This window comes from Actinoplanes sp. NPDC020271, from assembly GCF_044388125.1.
Lineage (GTDB): Bacteria > Actinomycetota > Actinomycetes > Mycobacteriales > Micromonosporaceae > Actinoplanes.
The window spans coordinates 1-15822 of sequence record NZ_JBIRWQ010000058.1; the positions used below are offsets into that span (position 1 = coordinate 1).

Below are 15822 nucleotides of genomic sequence, written 5' to 3' on the forward strand. Positions count from 1 at the left end.
GGGTGACCAGCCGTCCTCCACGATCAGACGCGCCAGCCGCAATCGCGCCCGCGGAGTCAACGCGGCGTTAGCGTGGGACATGAAGGCCTCCAAGTTTTGGTGCGGTGCTGTCTTAGCAGCTCCACTGCACTGCTGGAGGCCTTCACCTGTTCGCGAGATGGATCAACAATCCTCAGATCGAGTGGTCACACTTCCTCGACCAACGTCCCCGGATATCACAACTAGGGCGTGTTTTAGAAGTTGGGTTGCCGGGTGAGGGTCACGGCGTGGCGGTGATCGATAACTGAAGAGGTCTCCGGTAAGTGGTTCAGCGACCAAGCTAGAACTTCATACCGGAGACCTCGTGGCCACCTTAGCGGTGACGACGCGGCACGACCTCACCGACGCGCAGTGGCAGCGGCTTGCTCCGCTGCTGCCTGCGGACTCGGGGAACGGGCGACCGCCGAAATGGACGAAACGGCAGCTCATCGATGGGATCCGCTGGCGGATCCGTAACGGCACACCCTGGCGAGACATCCCGGCTGTCTATCCGCCGTGGCCCACCGTCTACGGCCTGTTCCGCCGCTGGCAGCGCACCGGTGTCTGGGACATCGTCCTGGCCGCGTTGCAGGCTCACGCTGACGCGCACGGGCGGATCTGCTGGGATTTGAGCCTCGACTCGATGACCAGCCGCGCCCACCAACACGCCGCCGGCGCCCGCCGTAACGGTCACCTGCAGAAAGAGCCGCCCGGTGGCGTGCACACCGAACCCGATGATCACGGTCTGGGTCGGTCGCGAGGTGGGTTGACGACCAAGACGCATCTGGCCTGCGAGCAGGGTCAGAAGGTGATGGCGTTCATCGTGACCGCTGGACAACGTGGGGACAGCCCGCAGTTCATCCCGGTCCTGCGCAAGATCCGGGTCGGCAGACCGGGCGGCGGCCGGCCCCGGACCCGCCCGGACGTGGTCCTTGCCGACAAGGCCTATACCTCGAAAGACAACCGGGTCTACCTGCGCAAACGCGGTATCCGAGCCTGTATCCCGAGCAAGAGCGACCAGGACGCCCACCGCAGAGCCAAAGGCTCCCGCGGCGGCCGGCCACCCGCGTTCGATCCGGTCCTATACCGGCAACGCCACGCCGTCGAGTGCGGCATCAACCGCCTTAAACGCCACCGTGGCGTTGCCACTCGATACGACAAACTGGCCGTCCGCTACCAAGCGGTCCTGACCATCACCATCATCTGCGAGTGGCTCTGACCTCCGGTTGGCCCGACACGGACGACCTCGATTGGGAAGAGGGCCCCGACCCGCTCCGCTTCCCGGACCTCTACGACGACCCCGACCCGGACCAAGACGACGACGAAGAGGACGACCTCGAACCGCTCGGTCTCGACGACTCGCCAGCCCGAACGGCCTGATCCTCACCGTCAAAGCCGACGTCCCGGCTCTCCACCACTCAGCCGCACCTCGTTGAGGTGCGGTTGGTCCATGTCCGACACCCGGACGCCAAGATCAAATATTTGTGGTGCTGGGTCAGCTACACAAGCGTCGGGCCTTGAACGCGTTGACCGCTCCGAGCCCGCCTGAGAAAACGGACACCGAGCCGCCGTGGCCCGGGTCGTCAGCCGTGACTGGGGAACGGCCCGATCTCGGTGGCCTCGACGCCCGCCAGCGCCACGATCATCCGTTCCAGACCCCAGCGCGGATCGAGGATCGGCCGGGCGACCCACTGCGAGCCGACTCCGGCGAGGGCGCCGATCTCGGCGCGCAGCGCCTTGTGATCGGCGCGGGAGCGGCCCTTGAGGAACATCGGAACGAAAAGTAACGCTAAGCATGATCTTGGGAACCCGGGTCAGCGGCTGGACACGTTCGGGGTACGTCGGTCGTCGTGATCGCCAGGGGAGGCGTCAACCGCGAGTTGACTGTGTCGGTGTGACCGTTAGCCCGGCTTCGATCATGTTCGATCTCTTCTAGCGTTTCGGGCTGTGCCGGTTGAGTTCCTCACTGATGAGCAGGCGGCCTCCTACGGCCGGTTCCCCGACAGGCTGACGCCGACGGAGCTGGAGGGCTTGTTCTTCCTGGACGACTTCGACCGGGACCTGGTGGCCCGGCGCCGCGGTGACGAGAACCGGATCGGGTTCGGGTTGCAGGTGGCCACGGTGCGGGCGCTGGGCCTGTTCCTGGCCGATCCCCTTGAAGTGCCGACCGAGGCGGTCGACTACGTCGCTGGGCAGGTCGGTGCGGCTGATCCGTCGAAGGCCAAGGAGTATCTGCGGCGCCGGCCGACCCGGTTCGAGCATCAGCGAGAGATCGTCCGGGAGTACGGGTACACCGAGTTCACCGCGGCGGAAGCGGACCTGATCCGCTGGGTCGATGACCAGGCGTGGACGAGCGGGGACGGGCCGAAGGCGCTGTTCGACGCCGCGGTCGGCTGGCTGCGTGAGCGCAGGGTGCTGCTGCCCGCGGTGAGCACCCTGGCTCGGCTGGTGGCGCAGGTCCGCGGGCAGGCCACTGACCGGCTGCATGAGCGGCTGTCCGCGCTGGTCTCGGCCGAACAGGCCCGGCTGCTCGAAGAGCTGCTCGACGTGCCGGACGGCTCCCGGCACTCGCAGCTGGAGCGGCTGCGGACGCCCGTCACGCGGACGTCGGGCACTGGCATGGTGCGGGCGTTGCAACGGGCTGGCGAGGTCACCGGGCTCGGCCTGGGTGGGCTGGATGTCGGGGTGGTGCCGCGGCGGCGGGTGTGGGAGTTGGCCCGGTACGGGCTGGAGGCGAAGGCGCCGACGCTGCGCCGGCATCCGTACTCGCGGAAGCTGGCCACCCTCCTGGCCACCGTGCGGGCATTGGAGGCGCGCTCGGTCGACGATGCCCTGGAGCTGTTCGACGTGCTGATGACCACGGAGCTGATGAGCCGGGCGGAGCGGCAGTCGAAGAAGGAGAAGCTGCGCCGTTACCCGAAGGTGTCCCGGCTCGCGGGAAAGCGCGCGGCCGCGGTCGCGGTGCTGCTGGAGGCGGCCGAGTGGGGCGAGCAGGTCCGCCTGCAGCAGGTGTGGGACGCGATCGAGACCAAGGTGTCGCGCGCCGAGCTGCGCGCGGCGGTCGCCGGGATCGCCGAGGTCCTGCCGCCGGCGGACGCGGATCCGGACGGGGAGTGGCGGGCGCATCTGCTGGAGCGGATATCGACGATCCGCGGGTTCGTGCCGCTGCTGTGCCAGGTCATCGAGTTCGGCGCCACCGCGGACGCCGCGCCGGTGCTGTACGCGGTCAACGACCTGCCGGAACTCCTGGACGCCCGCCAGGGCCGCAAGGTCGCCGCCAGGTTCCTCGACGCCCCGAGCCAGGGCGCGGGAGGAGACCTGGGCCAGGGTCGAGCACCTGCTCTCCGAGCGGCGCCGGGCCGAGTTGGACCTGCTGCTGGTGTCGGACGCGTACCTGGGGCGTACCCCGCTGGCATGGCTGGGGGTGGGGCCGACGTCGTCGAGTCCCTGTTCCGCATCATGTTCGATCTCTTCTAGCGTCGCGGCCTACGAATCGAAATCCAGTTCAGTCGCGATCTCCCCCGTACTGGTCAACCCGAACTTCAACATGCGTTCGGCAGCGCCGGCGTCGCCAGCCTGCTCACGTAGCCGGGCCAGATCCCGTAACGCTGCCGCGTCGCCGCGGTCGGTAGCACGCCGGTGTTGCCGCTGGCGCCGAGCAACGCGCGGATGGTCTGCGCGGCCGACAGCGCGTCGTGGACCGCGCTCTCGAAAGCCGCTTTGGGGTCGGCGATGCGCTCCGGAGCGGGCAGCTCGATCGGCGCGGGCCCGTCCAGGGGCGTGACCCGTAGATTGTCGGTGAGGTGCCAGCCGTCGCTGGCCAGCCCGAGCTGCAGGTCGCGGAACAGCAGGTCCTGCGTCAGCTCACCCAGCCGGCCACCGAAGCGGCGGATCCGGTTGCGGTGCCGGGCCAGGGCCTGCTGCAGCAGGGTGAGCACCGCGTCGACCTGCTGGCGGTCCTCCCACTCGATCGCGTCGAAGAATCTGCTGATCAGCTTCGCTTTCTGCGACTTCAAGACCCGCCTGTCGTCGGGCACCGGCTCCGGCAGGCTCACCTCGGCGAAGGCGTCACCGATCTCCTTGAGTGAGCCGAGCTCTGTCAGCTCGAACATCAGCAGATCTCGCACCGGCGCGCTGAGCAGCGCGCGTCTCATCGTTGGCCCGTCCTTTCCGCCAGCACTGCGGCGTGCCCCCAGCACGGCGGTCACGGCTTGCAGCACGTCGTCGCCGGCTTTCTGCGCGACGGCGGCCGCGGCCCGGACCGTGGTCTCCTCGGTGCCGCCCAGATCGGCGAGTACACCTGCCTCGGTCAACTCGGCCGCAGCCACCTGCAGCTGCTCTCCGATGCGGGCCAGCCGGGTCACGCCCGCCCAGAGCCGGGCATCCGGCGGATCCTGCTCGGTCATGCCGCCCACCGTATCGACAACCGCCGGCCTCGCGAGGGGCACGCCCGAGTGGTTCCGTGCCGTCGGGCCGGGCGGGACCGTGGTCACATGTTGCCGAGCCGGTCAGAGATCTTTTCCAGCCAGTCGCTGGCGTTGCGGGCGTGGGTGCCGACGCCGAAGCCGTCCTGATCCTCCAGGGCGTCCTTGACGTTCAGCAGGTTCCCGCGGAGCTCGCCGAGCTCGTAGGCGATCGAGATCAGTGCCATCCTCTGTGCCTCGGCCCGCCACGGATCCGGCAGCACCGCCGCCCCCTCCAAGTCGGCGACCCGGCGCGCCCGCGCCAACTCGTCCAAGTCCGCGGCGACGCGTTCCAACACCGCCCGCCCGATCCACCGTGACCACGGTGTTCGCCGTCTGCGGCCAATCGCTGGTCGGGCGCAGATTCACCACCGGCGGCAAGTCGCCGGCGGCCAATTGCGCCAGCCACCCTGCACACCGGCGCAGCCACTGCACCTCATCCCCGATCCGGTCCGCGACCAGGTCCCGGCCGTCCAGCTCCGGATCGTCGCCGGCGGACAGCTGGCCATGCCGACCGGCAGCACGAAGTTCTTGGAGGTCGCGGGGCCGGGGAAGCTCTGGCCTTAACCAAACGGCTGGCCCTGAACGACGATCAACGAATGCGTACGTACCGTAGTCGCAAAGCTACCGCCAGTAGGTCTGACTATGACGTAGATCGATGAATTGGTAAGCCGGAATGACCGATTCGGCAATCGCAACTCATTCGTGAATATGAATTTTGTCGATGTCCTACGGGGTACTGAGGGAGTAAATGTGACACGCAAGGTACGCCTACTCGGCGCGATCGCCGCGATGGCCGTAGCAGCCGCTGGTGCAACTGCGCTGGTCGCCTCGCCGGCTAGGTTCTGTCCCGCGGATCATGCGTAGCGATCATGGATGACGGTCGTTGAACCTGTGTGGCACGTGGTGATCTGAGCAGCGAGGAATGGGCTGTGCTGGAGCCGTTGTTGCCGGCGCAGCCCGTCCGTGGCGGGCAGTGGCGTGATCATCGGCAGGTCATCAACGCGATCTGCTGGGTCAAACGGACCGGCTCGCCGTGGCGTGACCTGCCCGAACGTTACGGGCCGTGGAAAACCGCGCATCAACGCTTCAGCCGGTGGGCCGCTGACGGCACCTGGAGGCGAATGAAAGCCGAGGTGATCGCGCTGGCCGAGCTCGACGACGACATCGACTGGGACGCTCAGGTCGACGCCACGATCGTGCGCACCCACCAGCACGCCGCCGGAGCCGCTAAAAGGGGCTGACCGTTGCCGAGACGCAGGCACGCGAAAGCATCGGCCGTTCTCGCGGCGGGCTGACCACGAAAATCCACACCCTGGCCGACGGACGCGGCCGGTCTTTGGCCACGCTCATCACGCCCGGTCAGGCGGCTGACACCCGGCAGTTGATCCCGCTGCTCGAGCAGGTCCGCGTGCCCCGGCCCGGCGGTGTCGGCCGGCCCCGCACCCGGCCCGCATCGGTCACCGGCGACAAGGCGTACTCGTCACGGGCGAACCGCCAAGCCCTGCGCGGTAAGCGGATCCGCGCGACGATCCCGGAGCCCAACGACCAGATCGCCAACCGGAAACGCCGCGGCTCTCGCGGCGGCCGCCCCACCGCCTTCGACTCCGACGCCTACCGCCGCCGCAACCAAGTCGAACGCGGCTTCAACCGACGCAAACACTGGCGCGGACTCGCGACCAGATTCGACAAACTCGGCATCAACTACCAGGCCACCCTCGACCTGGTCGAGATGCTCGACTGGCTACGCGCGGTCCCCGACGGACATGATCCGCGGGACAGAACCTAGCGCCGCGCTGCCCAACTGCAACACGTACTCCCGGCTAGGAGACGGTGCCCTCAAAGAACTCGTGCCCACCTTCAGCGGTAACAAGGACTGCGTGATGGGCGTCGGAAACGTCTCGTCCGGGGTATGGGCCCTACAGCGCACTTTGAACTACTGCTACAACCAGAACATCGCGATGGACAGCAATTTCGGGTCGGGAACCCGAGCCGCGTTGATCAACGTACAGCGGCAGGCCGGAGTTTCCGCCGACGGCGTCTACGGACCGGCCACCCGATCTCGCATGCTCTGGTCTCAAGAAGCCGGCTCTCCCAACTGCATCTCGATTGGCTGAAACGACGGCGACAGGCCCTACCCGGCGAAGAAGTCCCGCATCGTGATGCGCCCCGTCCTCAGTCCTCACCCGTGCCTGACCTGCCGTGGAGGGCCGAAGCGAGCGCGCACCAGTGGCCGAGAGTAGGCCACTTCCCCGTCTGCCATCGGAGCCAGAGGCTGGATAGCGTGGTCAGCCCGGCCGTCACCACCGGCGGGAGTACGGAGATCAGTAGGACCAGCTGGGCCGGATCGTTCATGTCGGGGCTCCTTCGATTCAGGTTCTTGAATCGACGATCGCAGTCCGGAGGGCCGTGCTGACGAAGGCCTCGCGCTCCTGGAGCAAGCCAGAGGCCCGGCCGAATCGGCCGGGCCTCTCCTAGGGGTTAGGTGCTTGGCACTGGTTGGGTGCGCGTTTGTTTGGCGACGAGTCGACGAAGTCGATGCCGGCCTCGCGGTACACATCGCGCAGTCTCTGCTCGACGTCGTGTCGCCGGAGGCGAGGCCGACGAGTTCGCCGCTGGCGACGTGGCCCACCTTTCGCACCTCATGCCCGATTTGAGCATGTGGAACGGGCTTGGCCTTCGTGGTCTTCGCACCAATGTCTTCAGCACCATCAAGCTGAACACCGGCGCGGTCGGGCAGATCGCCCGTAGCACCCGCATCTTCGAGCAGGTCGCCGGCAGCGCCCGTGTCCTCGATCAAGTTGCCCGTAGTGCCCGTGTCTTCGATCAGGTCGGGGCCCAGGTCAGGCTGCTGGATGCCAGGGCCGGCTTGAAGGGACTCGGGCTGATCAACTCGCAGATGACGGCGATCGGCAAGCTGGCGCCCGTCACCTACCCCGCCGACGCGGTGTAGGTGACGGTGCCATTCGCCGAAGGCGTGCCGTTGTAGTTGACCTGGAACGGCGAATCCGCCGAGCCGCTGTAGTTCGCGCTGCCGATGAACGGGTTGGACCAGTGCAGGCGCACGTTCTTGCGCCGGTTGTCCCGGCGGTCGCAGTCGCTCGTGCGGAACGAGACGGCAGCCTCCGTCCCGGTCAGGATGCCGTTCGACTCGGTGGCCCAGTTCCCGGTGCTGTCCGGCTCGATTAGTTCTGGTGGACGGCTAGTCCATATCCCGTGTGCGATTGACATGTCGATCCGGGTCAGATCGCAGCCGGTCGCGTTGATCAAAGTAACGGCGACACTGCGGAAGGGAACACCGGTTCCCCGGCGTCGGACGGCTTCGTCGATCGACCGAGAACCACCGTCCAGGGTCGGGCCGATGTGCACCCGGGCCGATGGGGGCATGGATCCGGAATCGGCCGTAGCCGGTCCCGATGCCCCTAGAATTATTGCGACGGATATCAGTCCTAAAAATGCTTTCCGGGTGACTCTTTTCATAGCATTTTCCTTCCTTGATAAATATTCTGGCTCGCCGGCAGGCCGAAAGCCGGGCTGGTTCACGGACCGATCGGTAGCCGTACATGCAGGGTGGCGGCGGGGCTGGCGTTGGTGATGCTGATCCGAAAGCCGGCGAAGGACCGGGTGAAGCAGGTTTCCTGCTGCGGTTCGAGTGCCCCGAAGCCGTTGCTCGTGGACGAGACCCAGGTGAAGGATCCGTCGCGGGTGGCATCCACATTCCTGATGCAGACCTGTGTGCGGCCCCAGAACCAGGTGGCGAAGTTGCCTTCCTTCCGGGGCGCGATGTCCCCGCCCTGGGCGGCGTGGGCGATGCCGGGTAATCCGGCGGCGATGGTGGCGCCGAGCGCCACAGCCATGGCGGCGCGATGTTTGGTTTCCATGTGCTGCTCTTTTCTCTTTCGAACGACGGGGTGGTTCGGTCAGGCGTAGATATCGCAGTACAGCAACCGGCCGTCTTGGTAGACGCAAACCAGGAACGGCTTCTGCGGGCGGGCTTGAACGGTTGCGTCCGGGTCAGTGGAGACGCCCGGCGGCGGCTTTCCCGCCACCGCCGCGACCGGCGACGCATATGACACGAGCGCACTGGAAAACGCGGTGACGATCAGCGCGGCGCTGGCGATCCGTGTCCCGGCGGCAGGAAACGTGGTCCTTGGCACTGTGCTCCCCCTCTGGGTGCTCGCGCGTGCTGGACAGCAGTGATGACTCATAAATCATTTCAAAAATGATCTAATGCTGCTATTAGCATGATTACGTACAGGAGTTGGTGATGACGGACAGCGACCGCCGGGCTCTTGCCGTCGCGACCGCGCTGCTCGAAGCGGTCGGCGCCGGCGCCGACTGGGCGACTGCCTGCACAGTCGTCGCCGAGCGCTTGGACGCTGCCGCGAGGGTGTACGTGGAGGGCGTCGCCGCGGCCGGCACCGGCGTCTGGATGCCCGGAGACCGCGACGTACTTCCGGAGGGCCGAGTAGTCGGTGACTCCCAGACGGGGCACGGCACCTTATGCGCCGCCGGCACCGGCCACCACCTGGCGCTGCCGGTGTCCACGACCAGCGTTCTCGTCGTGTGCCGGCCGCGCCGACGGTTCACCGCGGCCGAGCGGCAGACGGCGCAGCTCCTGCTGCCGCTGCTGCGCAGCATCCAGCGCCACGTCGGCCTTGAGAGCCGGCCGATGCTGACGTCCCGGGAGATGGCCGTGCTCCGCGCGACCGCGGACGGCCTCACCGCTACGGCCGCGAGCCGCCGCCTCGAGATCTCGGCACGGACGTTCGAGAAGCACCTGGAGCGGATCTACCGGAAGATGGGCACTCGCGGCCGGGTACAGACCGTGTTGCTCGCCCAGAAGCTCGGCATCTTGTCCGTCAGCGCCGCGCGGTCGGCGGCAGGACCCCAGTCCGGCGTAGCAGCAGCAACGTAGCCAGCCGGTCCCGCGTCCCGCACTTGCGATAGGCGTTCTCCAGATGCTTGTTGACGGTATGCCCCGAGATGAGCAGCCGGCGGGCGACCGCCGCGGTCGGCAGGCCGTCGCCGAGCAGGGCAAGCACGGTCAGCTCGCGCGGCGTCAGGCCAAAATCGGCGCCAGGGAGTGGCGCGCCCACCGACTCGCGTAGCCGCTTGATCTCGGTGAGCTGGCGGCCGACACCGATGACCAGCGGCTGGATGGCCGCCGCCAGGTCGTGTTCGCGGTCGTTGAAGTCACGACCGGAGCGGCAGATGATGAAAGCGGTCGCGACGCCGATCGGCGTGGGCAGGGGAATGGCCAGATGCCGGGTGCCGCCGTCCAGGTCCTGATCGCAGGAGTCGTACGTCTGCGTCGCTCGCCACGCGGAGGTCGAGACGACGTCGCTGACGGTCAGCGGGCTCGGGTCCCGCTGCGCGGCGAAAGCGTGCGCGAGGGGATGCTCGGCGCCGTAGACGCGGGCCCGCTCGGCCCACGGAATCGAGGCAACCTCCTTCGGTGCGCACGCAACCCCGGCGATGGTCCTCGCCGACGGATTGAACCCGTTCATGAACAGGGTGGCGGTGCCCCGCATGCACTCGTTCAGCTGACCGGCGATCAACGTCTGGTAACTGTCGACCCGTAAGCCGTTCACCAGCGCAACGGCGAGATCCAATACCTGACGATACTCACCTGACCGATACGCACCATTTGTCTATTATCGCTCGTCGACCGGCGGCACGGACGCGCGTGGGCACCGCCAGGATGCGTGGCCATCAGGGTGGCGGATTGGACCAGGTCCGACCGACGGCTGGTGCCGGTTGGTGTATGAGGCGTCCCGGGCGTCTCCGGCTGATTCCTGCTGTTCCACTTCCTTGGAACCGGGACGTTCCAGGGCCGGGAAGTGGAACGGGCCACGCCTTTCTTGCGCGCCATCGGGTCGACGCACAAGGGCGGCCGTCCGATGTAGCTCCGGTCGGCGACCATGCGTGCATGACAGTTCAGCGCATCGATCCTCGGCGGCGGTGGCCGTGGCTGCTGTCCAACGCCGGCATCCTGACCGTCACAGTGATCGTCGCCGGGCTCGGGATCACCGCGCTGGTGGTGATGCTGCTGATCGCTGGCGACGCTCCGGATACGGAGCGGCCGAAGCTGCTGATCGAGGCGCTGAAGTACGGGCTGGGCTTCTTTGCCGCCGCCGGCGCGGTCGCCGCGCTCCTCGTGGCAGTCCGCCGCCAACTGCTCGCCGAGAACGCCCATGACTTGTCCGAACGCAACCACCAGCTCGCGCTGCAGGCGCAGGCGCACACCGAGACCGACGCCGCCGAGCGCCGGGTGACCGACCTGTACACCAAGGCTGTCGAGCAACTCGGCTCCGCCGACGCCGCCGTACGCCTCGGCGGCCTCTACGCCCTGGAACGCGTCGCGCAGAACAACCCCGCCCAGCGGCAAACCATCGTCAGCGTGTTCTGTGCCTACCTGCGCATGCCGTACACCCCGCCCGCCACCACCACACCGGCGGCGGCGGGACCGGTCACCGAACTGCCCCTGCGACCCGCCGGGCCGACCGCAAGCCGCGACCCCCGGCAAGAACTGCAAGTCAGGCTCACCGCCCAACGGATCCTGGCCACGCACCTGGCCTTGCCGGCGGACGTCACCAGCGAGCAAGCGGGCACTCTGACACCCACCGCCAGCCAACCGTTCTGGCCCGGCCTTGACCTTGACCTGACTGGAGCTCAGCTCATCGACTGGGAACTGCCCCGGGCCCACCTGCGCCACGCCGACTTCACCAGCGCCACCTTCTCCGGCAACGCGCGGTTCGACAAGGCGACCTTCTCCGGCAACGCGCGGTTCGGCGAGGCGGCCTTCTCCGGCGACGCGTGGTTCGGCGAGGCGGCTTTCTCCGGCGACGCGGAGTTCGTCGGGGCGGCTTTTTCCAGCGTCGCGGGGTTCGGCGAGGCGGCTTTCTCCGGCGACGCGGAGTTCGTCGGGGCGGCTTTCTCCGGCGACGCGTGGTTCGCCAAGGCGACCTTCTCCGGCGACGCGCGGTTCAACAAGGCGACCTTCTCCGGCCTCGCGTGGTTCGGCGAGGCGACCTTCTACGGCGACGCGTGGTTCGGCAAGGCGACCTTTTCCGGCCTCGCGCGGTTCGGCGAGGCGGCTTTCTCCGGCGACGCGGAGTTCGTCGGGGCGGCTTTCTCCAGCGTCGCGGGGTTCGGCGAGGCGGCCTTCTCCGGCGACGCGGAGTTCGGCGAGGCGACCTTCTCCGGCGACGCGTGGTTCGACAAGGCGACCTTCACCGGCGACGCGCGGTTCAACAAGGCGACCTTCTCCGACGACGCGTGGTTCAACAAGACGGCCTTCTCCGGCGACGCGCGGTTCGACAAGGCGACCTTCACCGGCGTCGCGGGGTTCGGCGAGGCGACCTTCTCCGGCGTCGCGGGGTTCGGCGAGGCGACCTTCTCCGGCGACGCGCGGTTCGGCGAGGCGACCTTCACCGGCGATCGCCTGATGATGACTGACGCACGGGCTGCACTGCGTGGGCACCGCCAGGATGCGTGGCCATCAGGGTGGCGGATTGGACCAGGTCCGACCGACGGCTGGTGCCGGTTGGTGTATGAGGCGTCCCCGGGCATCTCCGGCTGATTCTGCTTTTCCACTTCCTTGGAAGTGGAACGGGATCGGTGCTAGCAGCGGCGTAGACCTCCGCGGAGTTGCGCCACGCCGTGATCACGGTAGTCACCGGCGCGAGGTTGTCCAGATCGGCGGCCGCGCGGATGGTGTCGGCCAGCTCGCCGGCGAACTCCCGCAGGTCGTCGTCGTCCAGGAACACCGACCAGGCGAACGTCGCCTTCATCACGCGGCGCAGCTGGACGTCGGTGAAGGCGTCCAGATCGCGCAGCAGCTCGGCGAGCAACACCGCGGCGGTCGCCACGATCGCCTGCTCCTGCTCGTAGCGGTTCGCGGTGGTGAGCATCAGGTCGGAGTCCTCGCCCCGCCGTCGCAGCCGGTCTCCGGCCAGGACAGGCGCGAGTTGCGCCATGCTGGACAGCTGAGGCGGATTGAGCGCCTGCGTTTCCTACCAAAATCATGATGGACCGACCGCCGGCACCGCCGCGTCACGCATCTGGAAAAATCTGAACCAGTACGGCTTCACCTACGACTGGGTGGCGGCCGGTGGCGCGACGATGGACAACGGCACTATCTGCCTGGCCGGCAAGCCGGACGTCTCGATCAGCGTCTGATCTTCGACGACGGACGAACGAGGTTATATGGACACCGCATACGGTCCACCCACGGACGTACTGGGCCAGACGGTGCCCGTTCACCAGCTCGCCGTCCGAACCGATCGCGCGGTCGTAGCGGTGCAGCACGTGGTCGCCTTCAGCCAAGGCTGCTTGATCGTGCTGCACCTAGCCGCCCGCCGGGGCTCCCTGTCCACCTCGGATTGGGAACGACTGCAGGGGAGCCATCTCGGAGCTGATCCCGAGATCGCAGCTGCCGACGCAGCGAGCTTGACGTTCGGCGTTCGTTTCCCGGACGGCACGAACGCCACCACGACGGAGCACCCCGGCCGGAATCCGAGCCGGCTGGCCGGCCGGCCCGAGCCCCCGATGCTCGTCGAGACCGACACCGATTCGTCCAGCGACGATGAGGTCTACCGCAGCAACCAGCGGCTCTGGCTGTGGCCGCTCCCGCCGCCGGGCCCGTTCGAGTTTGTCGTCGAATGGCGCGGCATGGGCATCGCCCCGACCGCCATCACGCTCGACGGCGACGCCATCGTCCGGGCCGCCCCGCACGCCCTACCGCTCTGGGCGTCATAACGGCGGATAGTCCGCACTCCGGTTATACCTGGCGGCCCCTTGCCGTACCTGACGGCGGGGGCCGCTGGGCGTCCAACTCCCCGGGGTCAGCTGCTCGGCGGGCGCCGTCGTCGGCTCCGCAGCGGCCTGCTCGGCTTCGGCGAACGCCCGGTAGAACGAGGCCACCGAGGGGGGAGCAGCTGGCGTTCTTCCCGGTCTTGACGGTGAGCTTCTTGGCGATCTCGGGAACGGGAACGCCCTTGGTCTTGAGCGCGAAGGCGAAGGTGAACGAGTCGTCGTCGATGACCTTGGGCCGGCGCAGTTCACCGAGACCGCGGTGACGCAGGCCCTCGAGGAGGCCGTCATCGCCTCCTCTTGAATGAACGCCCGCCCAGCAGTCGCGATCGTAGGCGTGCGCTATGTGTCGGTTCTGCCGTTCCACTTCCATGGTTGTGGAACGGTCCCCACGGCTCGGGCGGTGCTTCGCCGTCTTCCCAGGTCGGCTGTCAGTTTCTGAAGTCGACTGCACGGCGACCGCTGGTAGAAGGCCCCGAGTGCACACGACTTCGGACATTCGGCCGTTCCGAAGTCGTGTGCACTACCCGTCATTTGACCCGTACCCGTCTGCACGAGGCGCGGGCCAGCCGGGCCGCTGGCGGTCCCGCTTACGGGATGGGTGTCTGGGTCGGCAGCTTGGCCAGGTGGCGGTAGATCGTGGGTCGTACTCGACCGGCTGTCTCGCGCGATGGACGGATCATGAAGATTGCTAAATGACAGCTCACGGGCACTGTTAGGAAGTTAGGAAGAGAGTTAGGAAGTTGGTCTCTTGCCTGACTGGTCTGTAGGTGGAGCGCGCCTAGCCAACGGGCGGGCGGTGGATCCGTACCATCGGCGTTCATGAGTGACCAGCCCACGGACGGCTACGCCTTCCAGCAGATCGCGGCCGTGCTGAGGTCACGCATTCGCCGCGGTGAGCTCGCGCCAGGCGCCGGCGGCCCAGCTGGCCGCGCTGGAGACCGGTACCTGACCACCAGCGTCGCGAGCAGCTCCGACCACCCTCATGAGTGAAGCCGGGTCCATGCGTACGGAAAGTGTCACCAGGGCCACCGTGACGTTTTTGCCTGTCCGTGCGGCTTGGCGCGCCGGTAGCCGGATCATCCAGGGAGGATCGGCTGATCGGCTTCTAGTACGGCAGCCGCCGTTCGTGAGGTGACCTCGGATCCCGTGGGAATGAGGACGGCCACCGCATGATCGTCTGTGCGTTGTGGACACAACATTCAACCTTGCGGTGGCCGAGAGCCACAGCGTAGAGCCTGTCCGGTGGCGACGAACCATCGACCTGGTGATCGACTCGTTCGCCGGCCGGTTCTGCCGGGTCGAGCCCCGCCAGGCGGCGGCCGGGTTCGTCACTGGCCTGCTGGCCGACCTGGAGATCAAGACGTGTTGGCAGGTGGCTGAGCAAGCCGGATATGCCCGGCCGGATGCGATGCAAAGGTTGCTCTACCGGGCCAAGTGGGACGCCGAGGCGGTGCGTGACGACGTGCGCAGGGTCGTCGCTGACCGGTTCGGTGACCACGACGGTGTCCTGGTCGTCGACGAGACCGGCGATCTGAAGAAGGGCGTGCACTCCGTCGGTGTGCAGCGTCAATACACCGGTACCGCGGGGCGGACCGAGAACGCCCAGGTCGGGGTGTTCCTGGCTTATGCGAGCAGGCACGGTCACGCCCTGATCGACCGGCGGGTCTACCTGCCGAAGTCCTGGACCGACGACCGTCAGCGGTGTGAGCAGGCCGGTGTCCCGGACGACGTCGGTTTCGCCACCCGGTCCGAGCTGGCCGACGACATGATCACCGCCGCGGTGAAGGCCCTGGTCCCGGCTCGGTGGGTCGCCGCGGACGAGGCCTACGGCAATAACACCCGGCTGCGGGGTGAGCTACGCAAACTCCGACTCGGTTACGTCCTGGCGGTCTCCTGCGACCACCTCGTGCCGATCGACGGCGGGAAGATCCGCTGCCGCGCTGACCGGCTGGCTGCCGACCTGCCCGCCACCGCGTGGACCCGGCGCAGCGCCGGCGACGGGTCGAAAGGGCCACGGTTCTACGACTGGGCCTGGCTCGCCGACGTCGGCGCTGACGGTGACCCGGACGACGCCGGCCGGCACAGCTTGTTGATCCGCCGCAACAGTACGACCGGTGAGCTGGCCTTTTACCGCTGCTGGGCACCCGGCTCGGCCACCCTCGCCCAACTCGTGCGGGTGGCGGGAGTTCGTTGGATCGTGGAAGAGAGTTTTCAGGCAGGAAAGGGCCAGGTCGGTCTCGACCAGCACCAAGTCCGCCGCTGGACGTCCTGGCACCGGTTCACCACCCTGGCCCTGGCCGCCCTCGCCGTCCTCGCGATCTGCGCCGCCGACGCCCGCACCCCAGACCGCCGCGCCCAACCCGACATGATCGAGCTGACCGTCAACGAGATCCGACGGCTGATCAACGTCCTGCTGATCCGGCCAACTGTTCCGCCCCGGGTTTGATGGAGACATCCAAACCTGGGAGAGAATCTCGCTATGGCGGCACCGAAGAAGTACCCCGATGAGCTGCGTGAGCGG

Annotated in this window: 15 protein-coding genes and 3 pseudogenes; 11 read left to right on the forward strand and 7 right to left on the reverse strand. The window is 67.6% G+C overall.

The genetic code is table 11. From position 1 onward, the window contains the following. The first annotated feature begins 343 nt into the window (after positions 1–343). Both ACH442_RS47160 and ACH442_RS47165 read left to right on the forward strand, forming a co-directional pair. Positions 344–1237, forward strand: coding sequence for an IS5 family transposase (locus ACH442_RS47160; protein WP_396344760.1), 894 nt, complete (start codon positions 344–346; stop codon positions 1235–1237). Beyond that, complete coding sequence (locus ACH442_RS47165; RefSeq protein WP_396344761.1) at positions 1228–1398, forward strand: hypothetical protein; 171 nt, start codon at positions 1228–1230, stop codon at positions 1396–1398. Before ACH442_RS47160 ends, ACH442_RS47165 begins: the two co-directional genes overlap by 10 nt. A 203-nt stretch (positions 1399–1601) precedes the next feature. Here ACH442_RS47165 and ACH442_RS47170 read toward each other — a convergent pair whose 3' ends face one another. Then, positions 1602–1790 (reverse strand): hypothetical protein, encoded by a 189-nt coding sequence (locus ACH442_RS47170; protein WP_396344762.1) that lies wholly within the window; start codon positions 1788–1790, stop codon positions 1602–1604. A gap of 175 nt (positions 1791–1965) precedes the next feature. Between ACH442_RS47170 and ACH442_RS47175 the strand changes: the two are divergent. After that, positions 1966–2466, forward strand: a pseudogene (locus ACH442_RS47175) (DUF4158 domain-containing protein); the annotation flags it as partial. Between the two features lie 1094 nt (positions 2467–3560). Here ACH442_RS47175 and ACH442_RS47180 read toward each other — a convergent pair. Together ACH442_RS47180 and ACH442_RS47185 are read right to left on the reverse strand one after the other, a co-directional pair. Continuing rightward, positions 3561–4424: a hypothetical protein gene (locus ACH442_RS47180; RefSeq protein ID WP_396344763.1), complete on the reverse strand. Its 864-nt coding sequence runs from the start codon at positions 4422–4424 to the stop codon at positions 3561–3563. Positions 4425–4507: 83 nt separating this feature from the next. Beyond that, on the reverse strand, positions 4508–4780 hold the full coding sequence (locus ACH442_RS47185) for a hypothetical protein (RefSeq protein WP_396344764.1): 273 nt from the start codon (positions 4778–4780) through the stop codon (positions 4508–4510). 597 nt (positions 4781–5377) lie between these two features. Between ACH442_RS47185 and ACH442_RS47190 the strand changes: the two are divergent. From ACH442_RS47190 to ACH442_RS47200, 3 genes and pseudogenes are all read left to right on the forward strand, one after another. Then, a pseudogene (locus tag ACH442_RS47190) lies at positions 5378–6270 on the forward strand (IS5 family transposase). A 61-nt stretch (positions 6271–6331) separates the two neighbouring features. Further along, a complete protein-coding gene (locus ACH442_RS47195) occupies positions 6332–6598 on the forward strand; it encodes a peptidoglycan-binding protein (protein ID WP_396344765.1) in 267 nt (88 codons plus the stop codon). A gap of 527 nt (positions 6599–7125) precedes the next feature. Continuing rightward, positions 7126–7434, forward strand: a complete 309-nt coding sequence (locus tag ACH442_RS47200; RefSeq protein ID WP_396344766.1) for a hypothetical protein — start codon at positions 7126–7128, stop codon at positions 7432–7434. Here the strand turns inward: ACH442_RS47200 and ACH442_RS47205 are convergent. The 3 genes from ACH442_RS47205 to ACH442_RS47215 form a co-directional block, all read right to left on the reverse strand. Then, on the reverse strand, positions 7413–7712 hold the full coding sequence (locus tag ACH442_RS47205) for a hypothetical protein (protein WP_396344767.1): 300 nt from the start codon (positions 7710–7712) through the stop codon (positions 7413–7415). The two genes, ACH442_RS47200 and ACH442_RS47205, sit on opposite strands and share 22 nt — an antisense overlap. Positions 7713–8020: 308 nt before the next feature. Continuing rightward, entirely contained in the window at positions 8021–8362 is a 342-nt protein-coding gene (locus ACH442_RS47210; RefSeq protein WP_396344768.1) for a hypothetical protein, read from the reverse strand. Between the two features lie 39 nt (positions 8363–8401). Continuing rightward, positions 8402–8638, reverse strand: a complete 237-nt coding sequence (locus tag ACH442_RS47215; RefSeq protein ID WP_396344769.1) for a hypothetical protein — start codon at positions 8636–8638, stop codon at positions 8402–8404. Between the two features lie 110 nt (positions 8639–8748). Between ACH442_RS47215 and ACH442_RS47220 the strand changes: the two genes are divergently transcribed. Then, a complete protein-coding gene (locus ACH442_RS47220; protein WP_396344770.1) occupies positions 8749–9399 on the forward strand; it encodes a LuxR C-terminal-related transcriptional regulator in 651 nt (216 codons plus the stop codon). On the opposite strand, the gene ACH442_RS47225 is transcribed toward ACH442_RS47220, so the two are convergent. After that, complete coding sequence (locus tag ACH442_RS47225; RefSeq protein WP_396344771.1) at positions 9344–10096, reverse strand: LuxR C-terminal-related transcriptional regulator; 753 nt, start codon at positions 10094–10096, stop codon at positions 9344–9346. The two genes, ACH442_RS47220 and ACH442_RS47225, sit on opposite strands and share 56 nt — an antisense overlap. A 317-nt stretch (positions 10097–10413) precedes the next feature. Between ACH442_RS47225 and ACH442_RS47230 the strand changes: the two genes are divergently transcribed. The 4 genes and pseudogenes from ACH442_RS47230 to ACH442_RS47245 form a co-directional block, all read left to right on the forward strand. Continuing rightward, entirely contained in the window at positions 10414–12066 is a 1653-nt protein-coding gene (locus tag ACH442_RS47230; protein WP_396344772.1) for a pentapeptide repeat-containing protein, read from the forward strand. A gap of 416 nt (positions 12067–12482) precedes the next feature. Continuing rightward, a complete protein-coding gene (locus tag ACH442_RS47235) occupies positions 12483–12665 on the forward strand; it encodes a hypothetical protein (protein WP_396344773.1) in 183 nt (60 codons plus the stop codon). A gap of 27 nt (positions 12666–12692) precedes the next feature. Then, a complete protein-coding gene (locus tag ACH442_RS47240; RefSeq protein ID WP_396344774.1) occupies positions 12693–13244 on the forward strand; it encodes a hypothetical protein in 552 nt (183 codons plus the stop codon). 1312 nt (positions 13245–14556) lie between these two features. After that, a pseudogene (locus ACH442_RS47245) lies at positions 14557–15618 on the forward strand (IS701 family transposase); the annotation flags it as partial. Positions 15619–15822: the final 204 nt, after the last annotated feature.